Source organism: Mycobacterium simiae (assembly GCF_010727605.1).
In the GTDB taxonomy this organism is placed as follows: Bacteria; Actinomycetota; Actinomycetes; order Mycobacteriales; family Mycobacteriaceae; genus Mycobacterium; species Mycobacterium simiae.
Window position 1 is genome coordinate 3,803,135 of sequence record NZ_AP022568.1, and the last position, 21,324, is coordinate 3,824,458.

General features: G+C 64.4%; 16 protein-coding genes. 10 read left to right on the top strand and 6 right to left on the bottom strand.

The genetic code is table 11. From position 1 onward, the window contains the following. The first annotated feature begins 86 nt into the window (after window positions 1-86). The 10 genes from G6N33_RS17945 to G6N33_RS17990 all read left to right on the top strand — a co-directional run bounded on the left by G6N33_RS17945 (window position 87) and on the right by G6N33_RS17990 (window position 14,400). Window positions 87-1,643: a copper resistance CopC family protein gene (locus G6N33_RS17945; protein ID WP_044507818.1), complete on the top strand. Its 1,557-nt coding sequence runs from the start codon at window positions 87-89 to the stop codon at window positions 1,641-1,643. A gap of 141 nt (window positions 1,644-1,784) precedes the next feature. Then, window positions 1,785-3,602, top strand: coding sequence for a putative bifunctional diguanylate cyclase/phosphodiesterase (locus G6N33_RS17950; RefSeq protein ID WP_101528110.1), 1,818 nt, complete (start codon window positions 1,785-1,787; stop codon window positions 3,600-3,602). 10 nt (window positions 3,603-3,612) lie between these two features. Continuing rightward, window positions 3,613-5,262, top strand: coding sequence for a hypothetical protein (locus G6N33_RS17955; protein WP_232069437.1), 1,650 nt, complete (start codon window positions 3,613-3,615; stop codon window positions 5,260-5,262). Between the two features lie 208 nt (window positions 5,263-5,470). Further along, window positions 5,471-6,928, top strand: a complete 1,458-nt coding sequence (locus G6N33_RS17960) for a polysaccharide biosynthesis tyrosine autokinase (RefSeq protein ID WP_163771566.1) — start codon at window positions 5,471-5,473, stop codon at window positions 6,926-6,928. Further along, entirely contained in the window at window positions 6,925-8,409 is a 1,485-nt protein-coding gene (locus G6N33_RS17965; RefSeq protein WP_044507808.1) for an O-antigen ligase family protein, read from the top strand. Before G6N33_RS17960 ends, G6N33_RS17965 begins: the two co-directional genes overlap by 4 nt. Further along, complete coding sequence (locus G6N33_RS17970) at window positions 8,406-9,419, top strand: glycosyltransferase family 4 protein (protein ID WP_044507807.1); 1,014 nt, start codon at window positions 8,406-8,408, stop codon at window positions 9,417-9,419. The genes G6N33_RS17965 and G6N33_RS17970 overlap by 4 nt, the downstream gene beginning before the upstream one ends. Before the next feature lie 16 nt (window positions 9,420-9,435). After that, window positions 9,436-10,359 (top strand): aldo/keto reductase, encoded by a 924-nt coding sequence (locus G6N33_RS17975; RefSeq protein ID WP_044512293.1) that lies wholly within the window; start codon window positions 9,436-9,438, stop codon window positions 10,357-10,359. Window positions 10,360-10,388: 29 nt separating this feature from the next. Continuing rightward, window positions 10,389-12,065, top strand: a complete 1,677-nt coding sequence (locus G6N33_RS17980; protein ID WP_179962639.1) for a GMC oxidoreductase — start codon at window positions 10,389-10,391, stop codon at window positions 12,063-12,065. 52 nt (window positions 12,066-12,117) lie between these two features. Next, window positions 12,118-13,434 carry a UDP-glucose dehydrogenase family protein gene (locus G6N33_RS17985; protein WP_044512291.1) on the top strand — a complete coding sequence of 439 codons (1,317 nt, stop codon included), beginning with the start codon at window positions 12,118-12,120 and terminating at the stop codon, window positions 13,432-13,434. Window positions 13,435-13,446: 12 nt separating this feature from the next. Further along, window positions 13,447-14,400 carry a UDP-glucuronic acid decarboxylase family protein gene (locus G6N33_RS17990; RefSeq protein ID WP_044507805.1) on the top strand — a complete coding sequence of 318 codons (954 nt, stop codon included), beginning with the start codon at window positions 13,447-13,449 and terminating at the stop codon, window positions 14,398-14,400. On the opposite strand, the gene G6N33_RS17995 is transcribed toward G6N33_RS17990, so the two are convergent. The 6 genes from G6N33_RS17995 to G6N33_RS18020 all read right to left on the bottom strand — a co-directional run bounded on the left by G6N33_RS17995 (window position 14,360) and on the right by G6N33_RS18020 (window position 21,316). Further along, window positions 14,360-15,538 (bottom strand): glycosyltransferase family 4 protein, encoded by a 1,179-nt coding sequence (locus G6N33_RS17995; protein ID WP_049919001.1) that lies wholly within the window; start codon window positions 15,536-15,538, stop codon window positions 14,360-14,362. The genes G6N33_RS17990 and G6N33_RS17995 overlap by 41 nt on opposite strands. Window positions 15,539-15,598: 60 nt before the next feature. Beyond that, entirely contained in the window at window positions 15,599-16,537 is a 939-nt protein-coding gene (locus tag G6N33_RS18000) for an NAD-dependent epimerase/dehydratase family protein (protein WP_044507804.1), read from the bottom strand. Window positions 16,538-16,570: 33 nt separating this feature from the next. Then, entirely contained in the window at window positions 16,571-17,629 is a 1,059-nt protein-coding gene (locus G6N33_RS18005) for a glycosyltransferase family 4 protein (RefSeq protein WP_044507803.1), read from the bottom strand. Between the two features lie 13 nt (window positions 17,630-17,642). Further along, a complete protein-coding gene (locus tag G6N33_RS18010) occupies window positions 17,643-19,103 on the bottom strand; it encodes an oligosaccharide flippase family protein (RefSeq protein ID WP_044507802.1) in 1,461 nt (486 codons plus the stop codon). A gap of 6 nt (window positions 19,104-19,109) precedes the next feature. Beyond that, window positions 19,110-20,615: a sugar transferase gene (locus tag G6N33_RS18015; protein ID WP_081662060.1), complete on the bottom strand. Its 1,506-nt coding sequence runs from the start codon at window positions 20,613-20,615 to the stop codon at window positions 19,110-19,112. 149 nt (window positions 20,616-20,764) lie between these two features. Next, a complete protein-coding gene (locus G6N33_RS18020; protein WP_044507801.1) occupies window positions 20,765-21,316 on the bottom strand; it encodes a dTDP-4-dehydrorhamnose 3,5-epimerase family protein in 552 nt (183 codons plus the stop codon). Window positions 21,317-21,324 lie beyond the last annotated feature (8 nt).

The window sequence follows — 21,324 nt, forward strand, 5'->3', positions numbered from 1 at the left end:
TCAGCCTAGTTGATGGCCGGTGTGCCGGCTGCTACCTAGCCAGCCCACCAAGCATTGCCATACGGCGGGATCTAGCGTTGGTCGTGATGATGGGAACATGCAGCAAGTTCGGCTTGGTCGCTGTGGGGTGTACAGCGTTGTTGTTGAATGGCTGCGCCAAACACAGCGATCCCGGTCCGTTGTCCGCCATAGTCAGCCCCGCCATCCCGCCCAGTGCCCAGGAAATCCCCAACCCGTTGCGGGGCCAGTACGAGGATCTGCTGAATCCGCTTTTCCCGCAAGGGAATCCGGCCCAGCAGCGGTATCCGGCGTGGCCGGCGTCCTACGACGCCAGCGTGCGTATCTCGTGGCGACAATTGCAGCCCACCGACCCCGCAACGCTACCTGGGGACTCGCCTGACGATCGCAGGTTCGACTTCAGCGCCATCGACGACACCCTCAACAAGCTGGCCAGCCGGAACATGCGGCTCAGCTTGCGCATCGTCACGTACAACTCCGACCCGCACGACACGACGATCGCGATCCCGGACTGGATGCGGCCGGCGTCGGCCAGCTACCCGGCGGTACCGAATAATCCCGGGGCGACCCAAGTCGTGCCGAACTGGGACGACCCGCGCTACCTGGACGCTTTCGGCCGGTTGCTGGCGGCGCTGGGCCGCCGGTACGACAGCGACGAACGGCTCAGCGTCTTCGAGTTCTCCGGCTATAACCAGTTTCGCGATCAAAGCATCAGTGCCGACTCGATCCGGCGACTGGTGACGGCCAATGTCGAGGCCTTCCCGCATACCCAACTCGTGGTGGCGCCGCAGAACCCGGAGATCGTGCGAGCGCTGCTCGCCGACGACGTGACGAAAAGGTTGTCCGCCCCGGTGGGCATCCGCGCCGACTGCCTCGGCGCCCAATCGCCGTTACCGGGCTGGGCGGAATCCGGAGACTCCCAGTACGTCCGGAACAACGACGCGGTGGTCAACGCGCTCAAACAGCGACTGGCCTCGGCGCCGGTGATCACCGAATGGTGCCCGTTGCCCTCGGGAACCGACCTGAAGTCCTACTACGAACGTGGGCTGCACGACGTCGTCCGCTACCACGTGTCGATGACGGCGAGTGCCAACTTCCCGGACCGGGACTCGACCGCGGCGATGGACCCCAAGTTGTATGCGCTGTGGGCCCAGGCCAACACTGCTGCCGGGTACCGATATTCGGTGCAGGCGCGGCCGGGATCGCAGTCGATTCAGGGCAAGGTCGCGTCGATCTCGGTGGAGTGGACGAATTACGGGTCGGCGGGGACCACCGAGCAGTGGACACCCGGCTACAAGCTGGTGGACGCCTCGGGTGCGGTGGTGCGCACGCTGCCGGCGACGGTCAACCTCAAGACGTTGGTCCACGACGATTCGAGCCCGTCGCGCGAGGAGGCGGTGCCGACGACGTTCAGCGAGACGGTGCACGTCGACTTGGCCGGATTGGCGCCGGGGCACTACACGCTGCGCGCCACCGTGGACTGGCAACAGCACAAATCGGGCGCCTCGCACGTGGTGAACTACGGACCGATGGCGCTGGCCCGGGACGGGCGCGACGGGTCCGGTGCGTATCCGATTGCGACGCTTGACATTCCGCGTTCCAGCCTGGCCGCTACCGGCGGCTGACCCAGCCCACGGTGGGCCCGTCGGCGCTGGTCATAGCAAAAAAGCGGCGCTCGACCGTGATACCGTCTTCTCACCCATACCATCGGTGACCTGCCGAATCTGGCCTTTCGGCCGGGACATGCGCCCACCCCGGAGGACCCCATGCCGCGCAGCCTGGACCTGGTCCTGACCTCGGTCGCCGCGCAGCTGATGGAGGCCACCGCGGCCACCGCGACGCAGGTGAGTCAAAACGTTCTCGAGCAGCTGGTCGAGCAGTTCGACGTGGACGGCAGCTTTTTGCGGCACCGCGACGAGCCGTCCGGGCAATCGGTGCTGGTTGCGCAGTGGCCGCCGCGACTCGAGGTGGGCGATTCGCTGCTCGCCGAGTGCGAGCAGGACCGCAAGCCGGTAGTGCTATCGGCGCCCAGGTCCCGCTGGAGCCGGCTGACCGGAACCTCACCGGCCCGCATACCGTCGATCGCCGCCGCGCCCCTGGTGTCGGGTGAGGTCACCACCGGTGTGCTCGGCTTCGTCAGGTTCGGCGCGCGCAACTGGAAGCAGGCCGAGATCAACCGGCTCGAGGCCGTTGCCGCGCTGTTCGCGCAACTGCAGGCCCGCATCGCCGCCGAGGAGAAGCTGCGCTACCTCGCCGAGCATGACGACCTGACGGGTCTGTACAACCGCCGGGCGCTGGTCGCGCACCTGTCCGATCGACTGGCGTCCGGGAAGCCGGGGCCGGTCGCGGTGCTCTACCTCGACCTCGACCGGCTGAAGCCGATCAACGACTACCTGGGTCACACCGCCGGTGACTGGTTCATCAGGGTCTTCGCCGAACGTATCCAGGAGTGCGCCGGTGATCAGGCCATGATCGCGCGGCTGGGTGGCGACGAGTTCGTCGTCGTACCCGCGCAGTCGATGGCACCGGAAACCGCGGAGTCGTTCGCGCGTCGGTTGGTGCGGCTGCTGTGCGAGCGGCTGGCCATCGGCGGCCACATGATCAGCCGCACCGTCAGCATCGGGCTGGCGATCGGGATGCCCGAGCGCGACAACTGCACCGCACTGCTGCGCCGCGCCGACGAGGCGGTGCTGACCGCCAAGCGCGCGGGCGGCAACCAGGTCGCGGTCTTCACCGACGATATGTCGTTGAAAAGCGCCTTCCGTAACGACATCGAGTTGCATCTGCAAGGCGACATCGGCAGCGAGGCACTGCTGCTGCACTATCTGCCGGAGGTCGACCTGTGGACCGGCGCGGTGGTGGCCGCCGAGGCGCTGGTCCGGTGGCGGCATCCGATCTGGGGCATGCTGCTGCCCGACTCATTCATCGGCGTGGCCGAATCCACCAACCTGGCCAGTGAGCTCGGCCGCTGGGTGATGCGTACCGCCTGCGCGGAATTCAGCCGTTGGCGGGCCAACGGCGTTGGCCTGGGCGCCACCTTGCGCGTGAACGTGTCTCCCGTGCAGCTCATCACCCCGGGCTTCGTGCGCAGCGTCGCCGACACCATCGACGAGTTCGGCATCGACGCCGCGTCGGTGTGCCTGGAAATCACCGAGCGCGCCGTCGTGCACGACATCGACGCCACGTTCAACACCCTGGCCGAGCTCAAAGAGGTCGGGGTGCAGCTGGCCATCGACGACTTCGGTACCGGGTATGCGGTGCTGTCCCACCTGAAGTCGCTTCCGGTCGACATGCTCAAAATCGACGCCGGCTTCGTACGCGACCTGGGAACCAACGCCGGCGACCTGGCCATCGTCCGTGCCATCATCGGGCTGGCCGAGGCCTTCGGCCTGCAGATCGTCGCCGAAGGCGTCGAAACGCCAACTGCGGCACTGACTTTGATGCAGCATGGCTGTCATCGGGCGCAAGGTTTTCTGCTGTCGAAACCCGTCCCCGGTGCGGAGATGGAGGCATTGCTGGCGGCGCGCTGGATGCCGATGCCTTTCCTCGCCGATCGTGAAGCCTTGTCGCAGCGCGCGATTTAGTATCGCAGCGATGGTCCAAATAGTGAGCAAGAGCGCGGCGGCCGCCGCGGTGTGTGTGGCGGTGGTCCTGAGCGGATGTAGCAGATCGGGCAATTCCGAACCCCTCAGTGTGATTGCCAGCCCGGCAATACCACTGAGTGTGCAAGAGGTGCCCAACCCGCTGCGCGGCCAGTATGAGGACCTCTTGCTTCCGTTGTTCCCGCAGGCGAACCCCGCGCAGCCGTACCCACCGTGGCCTGGGTCCTATGACGCGAGCCTGCGGGTGTCCTGGCGGCAATTGCAGCCCGTCGATCCGAGTACGTTGCCCTCCGATGCCCCCGACGATCGCAGATTCGACTTCAGTGTGATCGACGAAGCCCTGGACAAACTTGCGGCCCGCAACATGCGAATGACGCTGCGGGTGGTCTCTTACAGTTCATGTTGTGACACCGTGTTCCCGAACAACACGAACATTGGTGTGCCCGACTGGGTTCGGCCGGTGACGACGAGCTACCCGGGGCCGGAAAGGTATTGGTGGACTCCCGGCGTGACCCAGGTTGTTCCGAATTGGAACGATCCCAAGTACCTCGATGCTTTCGGTCAGCTGTTGGCCGCATTGGGGCGCCGGTATGACGGTGACGAACGGCTCAGCGTTTTCGAGTTTTCCGGCTACGGGGATTTCAGCGAAAACCACATTGCGTATCTACGCGACACGCTGGGCGCGCCGGGGCCCTCGCCCGACGAGAGCGTCGCGAAACTTGGTTACTACAGCCAGTTTCGGGATCAGAGCATCACGACCGACTCGATTCGCCGGTTGGTTGCGGCGCACGTCAACGCCTTCCCTCGCACGCAACTGATCACGACCACACTCAATCCCGAGATCGTGCGCCAGATGCTGGCCGACGATGTAACGAAGAAGCTGTCGGCACCGGTGGGCATCCGCTCGGATTGCATCGGCGTGATAGCGCCGATGCCTGGCTGGGCCGAATTGGAGGGATCTCACTATGTCAGGGAGAAAGACCCGGTCGTCGCCCAGTTGAAGGCGCGACTGGCTACGGCGCCGGTGCTCACCGAGTGGTGCATGTTGCCCAAAGGCGGCGATCGACGGGCCTACTACGAGAAGGGTCTGCATGACGTCGTCAGGTACCACGTGTCGATGACGTCGAATTGCGACTTCGAGGACACAAACTCGCCCGTGGCGATGGATCCAGCGCTGTACCGGGTCTGGGCGCAGTCCAATATCGCTGCCGGTTATCGCTATTCGGTCGAGGCGCGGCAGGGATCGCAATCGGTGAACGACAAGGTGGCCACCATGTCGGTGTCCTGGACGAACTACGGGTCAGCAGCGGCGACGGAGAAGTGGGTTCCTAGCTACAAGTTGGTGGATTTCTCGGGAACGACCGTTCGCACCATTGCGGCGACGATCGATCTCAAGTCCCTGGTTCATGACGATCCCAGTGCCTCGCGTGAGGAGGCAGTCCCGGTGTCGGCCACCGAAACAGTGGCTATCGACCTGGGTGGATTGGCGCCCGGCCACTACACGCTGCGCGCTTCGGTGGATTGGCTCCAGCACAAGCCGGACGCATCACACACGGTGAACTATCCCCCGATGCATTTGGCGCGTGACGGGCGCGATGGCTCCGGGTGGTATCCAATCGCCGCGCTCGACATACCGCGGTGAGTACGGTGCTGCGGACCCGCGGGTCCAGCCGGGGCAGCGACTTTGCCGAGGTCGTGGCTGTTTCGGGGTGTCGCCACGATGGTTTTCAGGTCGCGGTCGAAGGACGGATTATTATGCTGCATAATAATCCGTGGGTTTGTTGAGTGTGCATATCTAAGACCTAACGGATGCTATTTCGCACCGCGAGGCCCAGGAAGGTTGTCAGACGATGGATTTCCGTACCTTTGTCCGGATTCTGGCCGCGCACTGGAAGCTCTCCGTTACAGCACTGCTGATGTGCACGGTCGGGGCCGCAGCCATTACCGCGTTGCAGACGAAGCACTACCAGTCGTCGACCACGGTCCTGATCTCGTTTTCCGGCGCGACCGATCTGACTGAGTTGTACAACGGGACGCTGACGGCGCAAGAACGCTTGTCGTCGTATGCGCAGATCGCCGGCGGGCGAACGGTGGCAGAACGCGCGATCAGCCAACTTCAGGTTCCGATCAAGACGGATGACCTGCTGAGTCAAACCCAGGTGAAGTACACCGCGAAATCCATGCTCTTCACGATCACGGTCAAAGACACCGATCCCAATCGCGCCGCAGCGCTGGCAGGCGCGATGGCAGATCAGTTCGCCGCGATCGTTCCCACGCTGGGTGCCGTCGGGCATCCAGGGACGACGACAACCCCCGGATCACGACCCGACACCGGTGAAACAACTCCACCCGGCGGCCAGCCGTCCGACGTGCCGGCCGTGCAACAGCCGACCGGCAAACCGTTGCCGGTAGCTCGGGCACGCATCGTCGAGCCGCCCCGGGTACCCGACCGCGCGGCGAGCCCCGTGCCGATGCGCAACATGGCGATGGGGGTGCTCGCCGGTGTGCTTTTGGCGATATTGGTTGCCCTGGTCCGCGAGAACACCGACCGCACCGTGCGCACCCGCCAGAAGCTGGAAGAACTTTCGGGTTTGCCAACGCTGGGTGAGCTGCCCGGACGGCGCGGGGGAGTCCCGCGGTTCGGCACCGATGTCACGTTCGACGACGCCGTGCGCGATGTCGGCGTTCGGCTGCGACGAGCGATGGGACCCGACGGCCGCCGGGTGTTACTGACGGCGCCATTCGGTGGCGAAGGGACCACGACGACGGTACTGAACCTCTCCCGGGCATTCGCCGAACTCGGGGAAGATGTCCTGCTCGTCGAGGGCGACACGCGTCGGCCCGTGATCGCGGGCCTGCTGAACGTCGAATCGGGTGAAGGGCTCGTTCACGCGTTGGCCGATCCCAGTATCGCCACCGAAGCGGTCAAGCCGACCGCGATTTCCAACCTGTTTGTTCTTGCCGCCCGCTCCGCTCGCCGTGACGGCGGCGTGCCCTGCAGCGCGTTCCCACCAGAGGTGCTCGACAACGTCCTTGCCGATCTTTCGTCGCGCTTCAGCCGAACCGTCATCGACGGTCCGCCGGTATTGGCGACGGCGGATGCCGCTCTGCTGGCGGGTGCCGTACACGGTACCGTTCTGGTTGTCCGGGCCGGGCGCACCACCACCGACGAGCTCGTCGACGCGTTGACCGCCTTACGTGCAGTCGGTGCGCAGATCGTCGGCACCGTACTGACCGACGCCCGCCTCTCCATGCAGAGCAAGGCGGCAGCGCGCGCCTACCGGGCCAAGGTCAGGGGGACTGCTTGATCCCTTACCTGCAGAACCGCGATCGCTTGGTGGCGAATGCAGCGCTGCTGACTGCGTTCGTGTTCGCCTGCTTTCTGTTCGGCGTCCTCTCGGTGCGTCTGACCACCGAGGGCGCGATGCTCATCGCAGCGACGTTCTGCGTGGTGGTGTATTGGGTGAAACCGGAGGGCATGGTCGCGGTGGCGCTGATCGGCGCGTTCGCCGCGCTGCCCCAAGGTCTGCACGTCGGTAAAGTCATCGGCCCCGCGGTCATCTACGCATACCTCGTGGCTGCGCTGCTAGCCATCTGCTATCTGCTGCCGCTCGCCCGAGTCCGGTTTTCCGATTATCTGCTGCCCGGGCTCTTCACGCTCGTGGTGGCATTCGCCACGGTCGTCGGATTCCAGGCTGGCAGTTCGGCATTGGTCGTGTGGCGTGAATCGATCACTCTCCTCGAAATGGTCGTGGGCTTCGTACTCGGACTGGTCATCGTCTACGCCGATTGCCTCGATTTCGTGATCCGCGTGACGATCGTCATTCTGTGGTTCTCCGCGGGGATGGCAATCGTCAGTTCATTGCACGCAATTCGACTGGCCGGACGAGCGGAAAGCTTGGCGGGAACAACCGGCGCCGGGCAGGCCCTGCGCATCATTCTTCTCACCCAGTCACCTGCCACGGCCGTGCTCAGTGCGCTAGTCGCTGCCGCGATCCTCGGTTCTTACCGTCCCGCACTGTATTTCGCCCTGGGTCCACCCGCGCTGATCATTTCGCTGCTGTCCTTTTCCCGCAATACGTTGATCTCGATGGCGGTGGCGGGCGGTATCGCCTTGCTTTCCAGCTCGAGCTGGTCCGCGTTGCGCCGAACGGTCCTCATCGGTGTGGTCAGCGTAGCGGTCCTCGCGGTCACGGTGCCCGGGATGTTGTTTTTGCTGAGGGGTTCTGCCGCCGGCGCTTGGCTCGGCGATCAGTTGACGGCATTCAATCAACGGGTGCTCGGCGGCGTTTCTTCTAGCGCTCTGGCCGTCGACGAGTCGGCGTTGGAGCGACTCCGCGAAGACAATCTGCTCTATCGGACGATCGCGGAGGCGCCGGTGTTCGGACATGGTCTCGGCTACGCCTATCAGCGGCCCAACGGAACCGATGAATTCGCCACCACCTTTTATCCGGCGTATTCCCATAACTTCTATCTGTGGTGGCTTGCCAAAGGCGGGGCCGTCGGGATGGCGGTGTTCGCATTGTTCGCGCTAGTGCCGGTGTTGCGCGCGGTGTGTAGCGGGCACGCGCCGGCGAAGGTCAGTGCAGCAGTATGCGCGGGCCTGCTAGCGATTTCCGTCGTCTGGCCACTCCCGGAGATGCCGTCAGACGCCTTGGCGCTGGGGCTCGCCCTGGGGGCGGCAATGGCGTTCGCCAACCTACGAGGCAGACGCGCCGACAGCGACGATCTGAGCCGACCGACCGACCACGACGCCGTGCCAACTGCGATAGGGGGGATCGGCCAGTGATCTCGGTCATTCACGTCGGACCCGGAATGTACAGCTTCGGCGGGACGCAAACCGTGATCCGTGTCATCCACGACCACCAGATGGGCGCGGACGACATCCGGGTGCTGTCGACATGGGAAGGACGGCATCACGCGAGGAACCTCATTTTGACCGCACGCGCGGCGGCCGCGCTGGCACGGGTACCAAACACGTCCATAGTGCACTTCCATGTGGCTGACGGCGGAGCATGGCTGCGGGAGGGAGCGTTGATTCGGCTGGCACGGATCCGCGGTCTCCGGGTGGTCGTAACTCTGCAGGGCTCCGACTTCGTCGGCGATGTGCGCAGACACCGCCGGTTCATCGGCGCCACGCTGCGCTGCGCGGATCATGCGATCGTCTTCTCGACAGACGCGCAGGCAGCTGTTGCGTCGGTGGCACCGCGGGTGAAGATCACGCTGTCGGTGAACCCATCTCCGATTGACTGGGACGCCCCGGCAGCCAGCACTACGCCACCCGTGGCGCTTTTCGCTGGAACTATCGGGCTACGCAAGGGCGTCGACACACTGGCTGCCGCCTGGCAATTGCTGCTCGACGAAGGCATCGAAGGGCAGTGCCGGGTGGTCGGTCCGATCGACGATTACCACCCGCCGCAATTGGAGCGCTTTTCGGTGGAACCTGCCGTGCATCCCCGCGCGATCCCCGAATTGATCCGATCGGCACGAGTGGTGGTGCTTCCCTCGCGTGCCGAGGCAATGCCGTTGATCGTGACCGAGGCGCTCGCCGGCGCGCGACCGGCCGTGACAACGCCCGTCTCTGGCACAGCGGACATTGTGTCTGACTCGAACATGCTTGTTCCCGTGGATGATCCGGCGGCATTGGCCGCGGCGATCGGCCGGTACCTGCGTGACCCGGATCTCGCGGAGCGCGACGGCCGCAAGGGGCAGGCGCACATCGCTGCGACACGAAGCCCGGAAGTCATTGGCGCACAGCTCCGCCGGATCTATGAGAGCCTCGGTGTTGGATCAGATTGAGCTCAAGGGACCGGCGCTGAGGATCAGCGCCGTCGGTTTCGGGTGCGGAGGCTTGATGCAGTCGCCTTTCCGCAAGGAGCGCATGACGGTGTTGGCGAGCGCGGTGGAACATGGCATCACTCATTTTGACACCGCACGCATGTACGGGCTCGGTAGGGCAGAGGCCGAGATAGGGCTGTTCTTGCGCACACTGAATCGCGACGCGGTCACGGTGGCAACGAAATTCGGCATTGGCGTCGGTGCCGCCGGGCGACTCGGGCGTTTCCAGGCCCCGGCGCGGGCTCTGCTGCGAAAGGCGCCGGCGCTCCGGCGCGCTGTCAAGCGGCGACACCACGACGGTGAAGCGGCGCGGTTATACGACGCGGCCGCGGCGTCACGCAGCCTGGACAAAAGCCTGGCCGCGTTGGAAGTCGACTATGTGGATATCTTATTCGTCCACGGCCCAAGGCCTTTCGATATCGTCGCAAGGGATGAACTTGGTGAATTCTTCGAACGCGCCCATCAGCAGGGCAAGATTCGCGGCTGGGGCGTCTCTCAAGACGAAGGGCTAGAGGTCGATTTCGCCGCGGCGTTCGCTCCGCACGGGGTTAGCCAGGTACGCAGCGACGCTCTCAATCCGTCGTCGCGTCCCGCTGACATAGGATTCGGCGTGTTCAGCCGTTCGTATCTGACGCTGTCGGACGCGTTGCGGGGCGACGCACGCCTGGCCGGGCAATGGCGCGAAACACTCCAGGCCGACCCGCTCGCACCCGGCGTGCTGCCGAGGCTGATCCTCGCCTCCGCTGCCACCGCCACGGGCTGTCGCGCCATTCTGTACAGCAGCACCGACCCGCGCCGGGTCGCCGAGGCGGCGCGCGCGTTGTCGTCGCCGCCGGACCCCGAGACTCAGACGCGGTTCCTCGCGTTGGTGGAGCAGTTTCGGCGGGGCCGCGCATCGTGATTCACGGACCGGCGCAGTTCGCCCCGAACATGACGATCCATACCGATGTGGTGATTGTCGGGGCCGGACCGATCGGCATCGTGACCGCGTTGGAGCTCGCGAGCGCAGGTGTCGAGGTGGCGCTGCTCGAAAGCGGTTTGCAGCGCAAGAATGACACCGCCCAACAGTTGGCGGCGTTCGACTCCCGGCAGGACGACTACTTTCACGCGCGCAGTGAACTCATGGTCCGACGGCAGCTAGGTGGAACCTCGGCCCTGTGGGGTGGACGGTGCGTCAAGTTCGACGCGATCGATTTCGAAGATCGGGTCATTACCGCGACGGCGCCCTGGCCGATCAGCTATGCCGATGTCGAGCCCTATCTGCAGCGTGCGTGCGATTGGGCGGGGTGCGGCCAAGCCGCGTTCAATGCACGCGACATCCCCGAAATCGCGCACCGCGATATGGTTGTGGGCCTTCCCGACGAGCAGGTGCGCACCACCGATCTCGAACGGTGGTCCCTGCCAACGCGTTTCGGGACCCAGTACCGAGCCGCTCTGCGAAACACTCCCGGCCTGACGGTGTGGACCGGCCTGACTTGCACAGAGATCGTGACCACCGAATCCGCTGACAGCGTCGACCATCTCGTCGTACGGACCATCGATGGGCGGCAGGGCAGAGTCGTCGCGAACGACTACGTTCTTGCCAACGGCGGCTTGGAGGCGACGCGATTGTTGCTGGTGTCGGATCGCCACCATGCCGGCGGGTTGGGCAATGCCGGCGGGCACCTGGGGCGCTGGTACATGTCGCACGTAGAGGGACGGGTCGCGCGTGCGCATTTCACTGCCAAAGACGTTACCTACGAACATGAACGGGACCGTGACGGCGTCTACGTCCGCCGCCGTTTCACCTTCAGCCCGCAGTTGCAACGCGACGCCGGGATGCCCAATGCGGCGGTCTGGATGGTGAATCCGCCGATCGGCGATCCCGCACACGGCAGCGGCATTCTGTCGGGGGTGTACCTGACGCTGATCTCGCCGCTGGGGCGTTTCGCACTCGCGCCGGCGATCCGTGCAGCCCATACCAAGGCAGCCGATCGGCCCCGCATCATCGCGCATCTACGCAACATCCTCGGAGACCTGTTCGGTTCGCTCCTGTTCGCGGTCCGATTCTCGCACGCACGGTTCCTGCGCAAAGGCCGCAAGGCGCCGGGCTTTTTCGTGCGGGGAGCGGGCAACTGCTATGTGCTGCACTACCACGGCGAGCATCTTCCGCATTGGGACAGTCGCGTCGAGCTTACCGACGAGCGCGATGCCTTAGGCATGCGCAAAATCCGCACCCATCTGCATTTCTCCGACGCAGACTACGAAAGTGTCCGCAAGGCAATCACTCTCATCGACGAACATCTTCGCCGTCACGACGTCGGATACGTGGAGTGGTTGGCCGATGATGTCGAGGCTTCGGTGCACACCTTCATGCAGGGGTATGCCGGCTTTCACCAAGCCGGAACCACTCGCATGTCCGCGACACCGGACGGCGGGGTGGTCGATCCTGACCTCGAGGTGCATGGAGTGCGTGGCCTCTACGTCGCCAGCACTTCGGTGCTGCCGACCTCCAGCCAGGCCAACCCGACTCTGGTCGGGATCGCACTGGGCGTGCGGCTGGCTGAACACCTGGTGCAATCCCGGACAGGCAGCGGCTACCGAAAAGGTTCGAAAAGCGGTCATTGACACGCCGCTTTGCGGGACCATTGGGCGATTGTTGGGAAGCGAAGGTGTCGTCTTGAAGATATCGGTAATGGGATGCGGTTATGTCGGTCTCGTCACCGGCGCGTGCCTGGCCGACAGCGGTAATGATGTTGTCTGCCTCGATATCGAGCAGGCAAAGGTGGACGAGCTTCTCGCGGGAGGCGTCCCCATCTATGAGCCCGGATTGGCCGAGTTGATCGCGAGAAACCGGGAGAACGGGTCTATCGATTTCACGACCGATGCCGCCCGTGCCATCACACATGCGGACGTGGTTTTCATTGCCGTCGCGACGCCGATGAGCGATGGCGGCGAAGCCGACCTGTCCTACGTTTACGCAGCGGCCGAGGACATCGGCACCTACCTGGACCGCTACAAGGTCATCGTCGACAAATCGACCGTGCCCGTCGGTACCGCCGACAAAGTTCAGGAGATTATCGGCGCCAAGGCTAAGACCGAGTTCGACGTCGTGTCCAACCCCGAATTTCTGAAGGAGGGCACCGCGGTCATCGACTTCACCAAGCCGGACCGGGTGATAGTCGGCAGCGACTCCCAACGAGCGGTCGACATCATGCGAGAGCTCTACGAACCTTATCTGCGCACCTTCCATCCGCTGATCGTCATGGATATCAAGAGCGCCGAAATGGCGAAGTACGCGGCTAATTGCTTTCTCGCGACCAAGATTTCGTTCATTAACGAAATCTCAAATCTGTGTGAGAAAGCCGGTGCCGATGTCAGGGCGGTGCAGGAGGCCATTGGCGCCGACCGGCGCATCGGCTACGAATTCCTCTTTCCCGGCGTGGGGTACGGCGGTTCCTGCCTGCCGAAGGACGTCCAGGCCCTGATACATACCGCCGCAGGCGTGGGCTCGGACATGCGCCTGCTGCGTGCGGTCGACTATGTCAACACGGCGCAAAAGGCCACTCTGGTAGCCAAGATCGTCAGCCACTTCGGCGACGGATCGCCCGCGAGCGACCTGAAGGGCCTGCAATTCGGTCTATGGGGCCTCAGCTTCAAACCGCAGACCGACGACATGCGGGAAGCGGCCTCCTTGGTGATCATCCGAAAGCTGATCGAACACGGCGCAACGGTGCGGGCCTTCGACCCCGAAGCGAGTCTTCGAGCAAAAGAGATACTGGGGGATTCGATCGAATACGCCAGCAGTATGTACGAGGCCATCGAGGGTGCGGACGCGCTGATCCTGGTCACCGAGTGGAAGCAGTTCCAGCGGCCGTCGTGGCAGCGCGTCAAGTCCGCGATGCGCGGACACGTCGTTTTCGATGGACGCAACATTTACGATCCAAAGCGTTTGCGGGCCGAGGGTTTTGACTATTACGGCATGGGCCGGCATTAAGGAGAACAGGTTTTGAGAGCTCTGGTCACCGGCGCCGCCGGGTTTCTCGGGTCCCATCTATGTGATCGTCTTCGGCGCGACGACGTCGAGGTGATCGGAGTCGACAACTTCTTTACCGGGCGCCGTGAGAACATCACCCACCTGCTAGACGATCCCGGCTTCACGTTCTTTGAGCACGATGTGACGTCGCCACTCGAGGCGGCGAAAGTCCCCGGTGGGCTGGACCTCATCTTCAACATGGCTTGTCCCGGCTCACCTTTCGCTTTCCAGCGCGATCCGGTGTTCACTCTCGACACCAACTATCTCGGCACCAGGCATCTGCTCGAGCTGGCCATCGAGAAGGACGCCGTGATGGTGCAGGCATCGACCAGCGAAATTTACGGTGATCCGATCCTTCACCCCCAGCACGAGGGCTACTGGGGCAACGTCAATTGCTTCGGCCCCCGGGCCTGCTACGACGAGGGCAAGCGCGTTGCCGAGACGTTGATGCGCGAATTTGCACGCAACTTTGGGGCCCGGATCAAGGTCGTGCGAATCTTCAACACCTACGGGCCCAGAATGGATCCCGACGACGGGCGAATCGTCTCCCAATTCATCGTTCAGGCGTTGCGCGGCGAACCGATCACCGTGTTCGGCGATGGCAGCCAGACCAGAACCTTCTGTTACGTCGATGATCTGATCGACGCATTGGTGCGGATGGCGAACAGCGACCCATCGTTCACCGGGCCGGTCAATATCGGTGGTTTAGCGGAACTGACCGTATTGGAGACCGCGCGCGTGATCAAAGATATGACTGACTCGCCTTCTCGCATTGTCTTCAAGGCGCTGCCCGAGGACGACCCGCGAAAGCGTAAGCCGGATATCACCCTCGCCACGTCAAGGCTGCGCTGGAGCCCGGTAGTGCCCTTCGAGCAAGGGGTGGCGCTCACGATCGCCCATTTTCGATCCGCCCATTCCGTTCGATAATCTCCCGGTACACCGAAACGGTTTTCTCGGCAACCGATTTCGGACTGAACCGTCGTTGGGCTTGGTCGCGCACGGCGCGCTCGATGTCGCAGCGGAAGGCATCGTCGTTGAGCATTCGGCGAATGTGCGCTGCGCACGCCAGGGTGTCGCCATAGCCGAACAGCAGCGCCGTGCGGCCGTCCTCGACCATCTGCGGAATGCCACCGACCCGAGATGCGATCACGGGTAATCCGCAGGCCATGGCTTGCGCGATTGTCTGGGGCGTGGTCTCCTCGCGTGAGCCCATCAACAAGACCTGCGCGCGCGCATACTCATCCAACAACTGTTGGTGGCTGATGGCGCCGAGGATGTGGACGCGCTGCTGCAAACCGTATTCGGCTATTGCCCTGCGGATTTCGAGTTCGTTGGCCGGGTCCAGCGCGGCGCCGGCGATCCTGAATTGCAGCCGTTGCAGCCACGGTTCGTCGCCGGCGACCTCGCTGACGACCCGGCCGATCGCGCGAACGAGGTCGGGCACGCCTTTGCGCGGTACGAGCGTGCCGACGAACAGCATCCGGCCGGGCTCGGGCGCGCGGGAGATACCGAAATATTCCTCGTCGATCGGGTTTTCGATGAAGTGGGTGCGCGCCGTCAGCATCGACCCGTACGTTTGGGTCAAATAGCGCGAGATAATGATCATGTCTTGGGAGCGGTGAAACACCTCGCGTTCCATGGTGACGACACCGCGCCGTTTCACCGCCCCGATGGCATCCCATCGGGTTTTCTGGAGCAGGCGGCCTTCGATGAACAGCACGCCGTGTGGTGTGATCACGGTCGGGAACCCGCTCCCCAGCGCGCCGAGTGCGTGGCGGTCCTGGCCCTGCCCGTGGACGACGTCTGGCTTGATCGAACGGATGACGGAGATCAATCGTGGCGCGTCGCTGAGTCGCAGGGTGATTAACCGCGGCAGGCTCAGGCGCCGGACGTAGTGCACGTGCACGGCCCCGACCTGGCGATACGTCGACGTTGGATCGCTCATCGCGGCGACGACGTGGCACTCGATGTCCGGGCGGGCCGCTAGCGCATGCGCCAGGTTCTTCGTCACCGACTGCACCCCGTTCTCGGGCGTCGTCTGCTCGTCGACGGGGTAATCGCTCACCAGAGCGACCCGGAGCGGTCGCCCTGAATCAGGTTGCACCATAGCGCCTTTGAGTCCGCTTCATAGAGAGATATCGGGGTACTCGGCGAAGATCTTGCGGGCCGTCTCTTCGCTGAACGGGTCCGCTGCGCGACCGATGGTGCGGCGCAACCGTTGCGTGTCCGGGCATAAGAACGGCCGGTCGTTGAGGCGCTGACGCTCGGGCACACACTTGAAGTCGACCTGAAACGGCAGCACGGCCGCAATGATGTCCAACGCTTCGCGGACTTCGATCGCCTTGCCGGATCCGATGTTGAGAATCTCCAGCCCTGCCACGCTCGACATGGCGTCGACGATGACCGACCCCATCGAGTCGACGTCGACGTAGTCACGCAGTGGCCACAGATTTCCGACTTCGACTTCGCGCTTGCCCTCCACCGCGATCTGGCGGGTGACCTCGGCCAGTAGGTGAGGGTTGGTTTCGCGCGGGCCGGCGGCGTTGAACAGGCGCCCGATCAACAAACTGCGAAAGCAATCCTGGGATTCGAAGTACCGCATGCACATCTGTTCGGCCAGTAACTTGGTGTGGCCATAGACATAGACCGGCCCGGTCTGATCAACCTCTTTGTGGGGCAGGAAATTTGGCAGATACACGTCGCCGGTAGAGGCGAAGAAAAAATCTTGCACCCCGTAGCGGCGTGAATACTCGAGTATGTTGAGTGTCCCGTTGACGTTGAGGGTGTACGCCTCGTAGATGTGCTCCTCGCACCACGGAACGAAGTGCTGCGCCGCCAAGTGGATGACTTTCTGCGGCCTGACATCTCGGAAGGTCTGGTCACAGGCGTCGGGGTCGAGGATGTCTCGGATGAGCAATGTCGGCCGGCTGGGGGCGTGCTGCCAGCGGTCTCGTCCGAGCGAAAGATTGTCGACGACAAACACGTTCTCGCCGCGGTCCAGCAAGTAGTTGACGACCGATGAGCCGATGAATCCGCAACCCCCGGTGATCAGATAATTGCCCATGCTGCTATCCCATCGTGTCGAATCAAGAGCCTGTCAACCTCGCCCGGTCATTACCTCGGCGATGACGTCCAGGAAGCGTTCCGCAACAAGGTCCACCGCACAATGAGTTTGGTAGTGCCGGGCCGCGGTGGCTCCTTGCCGTGCCGCCGCCGCGGGGTCGGCCAGCATATCGAAGGCGGCGGCCAGGCCGGCCACATCGTCGACACCGATCGGGGGGCAGTCCGGGGGCTGGTACTCCGGTGGGCCGCCCACCGTCGAAATGATCGGCATGACGCCCAAGTGCATGGAAAGCACCTGCACGCCGCTTTGCGTGGCGCGCCGATAGTGCGCGACCGAACCCTTGGCCGCGGCCAACGTGGCGACCACATCGGAATAGCGGTAACCGCCGCGGCGCCACTGTGTGTGTTCCGGCAGGCTGTCGGCGTCCAGCGTTCCCCCGCCGATGAGGACGAGGTCGTCGCCTCGCCAGCCGCCGCCGGCCACGTGTCGCTGCCAGGCCTGCAGCACGACGTCGGCGTTCTTGTAAGGATTGAGCCGGCCGAACATTACGAAGTTCCGGCGCCCGTCGGCGGGCACGAACGAAGGCACCCGATAGACATCCAGGTCGCTGGCCAGCGGGACCACATGAATCGGCGTGCCGGCAACGTCACGGCGGGCCGCCACGGCGCCGGCGACGTAGTGGGAATAGGTGATGGTGGCAGCCGAGCGGGCGCCCCACCGGTCAAGCACCGCCAGTTCGTAGGACGGCAGCGCCTCGACGGGGTCGTGCGGGCGGTCGTCGTGAATCACCTGAATCCGCGGCGTCCGCCCGGCCAGCGCGATCCAGCGCGGATCGCGGACCTGTTCGGCGATCACGACGTCGGGGCGGAACTTGCGGACCTGGCGCCATGCCTTCAGCGTGGGCGGCCAGGTCGCTGCGGTCAGAAATCGCGGTTCGAGCACCAACTCGTAGTCACGGGCGGTATCCGACTCCGGGTGTCGGTCGGACGTCACGAGCAGGACGTCGGCCCCGTGCCGGATCAGCGCTTCGGACTGCACCCGCACCGCCGGTCGTGTCCACGGCGAAAGCCAAAGCACCCGAGGGGGACTCATGCGGCGTTGCCGATCACGACAGCTGCTTTCGGCGCAAGGACGCCAAGGAGGACCAGGTGAGCGGGCCGACGGCTGCACTGGTGGCCAGGTAGGCCGCGGCGGCGCACAGCAGAATCAAGACCACGTGTTGACCCGAGAGTAGCAGTGTCACAACGACGCTCGCGCCCGTTGGTATCAGCACCCGCAGCAAAAACATCACCGGCGTACGGTAACCGCACCTGCGGTGCAGCCACCAGCTACTGAACAACATGTTGAAAAACTCAGTGCACACCAACGCGATGCCCGGGCCGACCGCGCCCAGCCGACCGGCGAGGGCGATATTGAGCGCGACGTTGAGAACCAGCGTGGCGACCGTCAGCCACAGCAATACCTTCTGGTTGTGGCTGGCGACCAGACCCTGACCCAGGGTGCCGCCGACGAATCGAAGGGCCGCGGCGACAAACAGCAGTGCCAGGGTCGGTGTTCCCCGGGCGACGAACGCCTGGTCTCCAAATAGCGCGATCAACTCCCTGGCCAGCAGTACGCCGATGACGGCGACCGGGACCGCCACGAAGTACATCAATTCGACACTGCGGCGCAGGAAATCGGCGAATGCGGCGACATCTCGGGCGTAGAGTTCGGTGCCCGTTGACAGCGTCGATTTGAGGAAGACCAGCGACACCACGATGGTGTTGAACGCGATCGTCAGCGCCAGCCCGTAGGCGCCCACCTCGGTGTGGGTGCTGAGCAAGGACAAAATCACGCCGTCGGCGCGCGTGTAGAGGATCCCGACGACCAGGAAACCGATGAGCGGCAAGGTTTCTCGCAACAGGTCGGCGGACTCACGCAGCGCGAAGATCGGGCGCACCGAGATGTGTCGCATCGCTGCGGCGCCCTGGATGAGCAGCTGCACGGCTGGCGGAATCAGTTGAGCCACCGCGAACCAGATGACATTCGCGTGCGCCCCGACGAGGTAGGCGACCGCCGCTAGGGTGGCGAATCGGGCGGTGACATCGGAGATGGCGACCGCGGAGAAGCGGACCGTGGCTAGAAACACCGGCTCGAAGCGGGTCGTCATCGTCTGTAGCAGCAGCCCCCCGGCCAGCACCACGAGCATCACTCGTACGTCGAAGTCCCGATAGATGAGCAAGCCGGAGCCGGCCGCCAGCACCGCCAGCGGGACGCAATAGATCAGGGCCAGGCCGCTGTTGATGCGAACCAAGCGCTCCAGATCCCCGCGCCCGGAGGTCACTCGCCGCACGATCACGGTGGCCACACCGAGGTCGGCGAAGCTGTTCCACATCCCCACGAACGCCACCGCCATGGTGAGTTGGCCATAGGGTCCGGGGCCCAGGTAGCGGGCGGTCATCGCCACCGAAAACACTGACGCCAGCATCCCCAGCGCGCGGCAGACCAATTGGATAGAGAAAGCGTGAGCCACCCGACTCAGCGGCACCGAGGATACGACCGCACTGGGTGCCGTCGGCTCAGTCATGACTCCCTAGTATGCGCCGTGGCTGGCGAGAACGGCCTTCACGGTCTTGGCGACGATCATCAGATCGCCGGCCATCGACCAGTTGTCGACATAGGACAGATCCAACCGCACCGACTCTTCCCAGGACAGGTCCGACCGGCCGCTGACCTGCCACAAGCCGCTGACGCCGGGCTTCACCAGCAGTCGACGCTTGACGTCACCGGCGTAGTTTTCCACCTCGCGGCGCAACGGCGGCCGCGGGCCGACGACACTCATGTCGCCCTTGAGCACGTTGACGAACTGGGGTAGCTCGTCGATGCTGAAGCGGCGCAGCACCCGGCCTACCGGGGTGACCCTGGGGTCCTTGCGCATCTTGAACAGCATGCCGCCGGCGCACTCGTTCTGCGGCAACAGGTGGTCGATCTGTTGGTCGGCGCCGTCGGTCATGGTGCGGAACTTCAGCATGGTGAACGGGTTTCCGTCGATGCCGATGCGCTCGGACCGGTAGAAGATCGGGCCGCGGCTGGTCAGCTTGACTGCGATCGCCGCGACCATTAACAGCGGCGCCGCCGCGATCAGGGCGGCCAGGGAGAACAGAAAGTCAAAGGCCTGCTTCTGAAAGCGTTGTGTCCCTTCGTATTGCGGCTTCTCGACGTGCAGCAGCGGTAACCCCGCGGTGAGCTGCAGCGTCAGCCGTGCTTCGGCGACATCCATCACCCCGGGCGACACCACAAGATCGACATCCTTGGTTTCCAACTGCCACATCAGTTCTCGGATGCCGCGGACGCCGAAGTGCTCGGTCCGCGTTACCGCCACGGTGTCGGCGCCGCAACTGTCGATCGCGGCGATCGCGTGTCTCTCGTCGCCCAGGATCGGCACCTCGCGCCCCTGAACCGTCAGCGTGTTGCCCCGCGACGGCCCGTATCCGGGAATGCAGACACCGACGACGACGCAGCCGGCCCGGGGAGCGCGGGCGAGCTCCTGCGCGAGGTGGGAGACGGCTTGGCGGTCGCCGATCGCCAAGACCTTGGTCTGGCATTGACCGCGTGCCCGCAGGGTGCCGATATGCCGGCGCCACAGGCTGCGGCCGGTCAGCAACGCGATGGTGCCGACCGGAAGTGCGATCGCCAGATAACCGCGGGCCAGATCGACCTTGGCGAGCAGGGTGACCATAGCGATGATGCCGAACGTCCAGAACGACGCGCTGCCGATCCGCCGATACTCGTCGATGCCGGCACCGATGACTCGCGGCGACCGGGTCTGGAAGACGGCAAGAGCCGACAGCCACAGCGTCGCGAAGAGCACCGAGAACAGCGTCATGACCGGACCCGAATACGCCGACGTGCGGGCCGGGGACTCGCCGAAGCGGACGTATTGGGCCAGCATGACCGAGGCGAACACAATCACCGAGTCGCTGACGCGCAGGCGCCCGGCGTACAGGTGTTGCCAGCGCCGCGCGGGGTCGACGCCGGGGATGGTGGGCCGCTGCGCGACGGCCGAATTGGGAATCCGGTTGCCCGGCAACGAGATCATCCCAGCCGGCTTCCGTCTAACCGGCGGCTGGTTGGGTCGGAACACCGTTGCAGACGGTGCCGGTGCTATCGGCATGATCATGGCGCGGTGTCCTTAGGTAGCGCATGGCTGGTAGGTCATCCACAGAGCCGGCGCGGTGACCGCGCCGCTCAGCATGGTGCGACGCTCCGGATCGGCGCGGACGTCGGTGCGTACGCGGGCCAACTGGCGTCCTGTTCGGAGATGACCGTGACCGGCAGCGGCCACTCGACTCCGAATTCGGGGTCATTCCACCGCAATCCGCGTTCATCCGACAGCGGATGCTGTCCGGAAACGTGATAGCTGACCTCGGTGTTGGCGGTCAGTGTCTGAAAGCCGTGCGCGATGTGCGGCGGCAGATACAGCGCCCGGTGGTTGTCGGCGTTGAGCTCCAACAGCACGTGATCGCCGAAGGTCTGCGACTCTGGGCGGATGTCCACGACGGCGGCGGCGATGGCGCCGCGGGTGCACCGCACCAGCTTGGCCTCGGCGTGATAGTGCAGACCCCGCACGGTGCCGCGGGTGTAGTTGAAGTAGATGTCGGTCTGGACAGCGTGGAAGGTCAGGCCATAACGGTCGAATTCCTTGGCGCAGAACGAACGTGACGAGAAGCCGCGGTGGTCGCGTTGCGGTTCGACGTCGATGATCGTCACACCGGCGACCTTCGTTGGGGTGTACTTCACGTACCGGT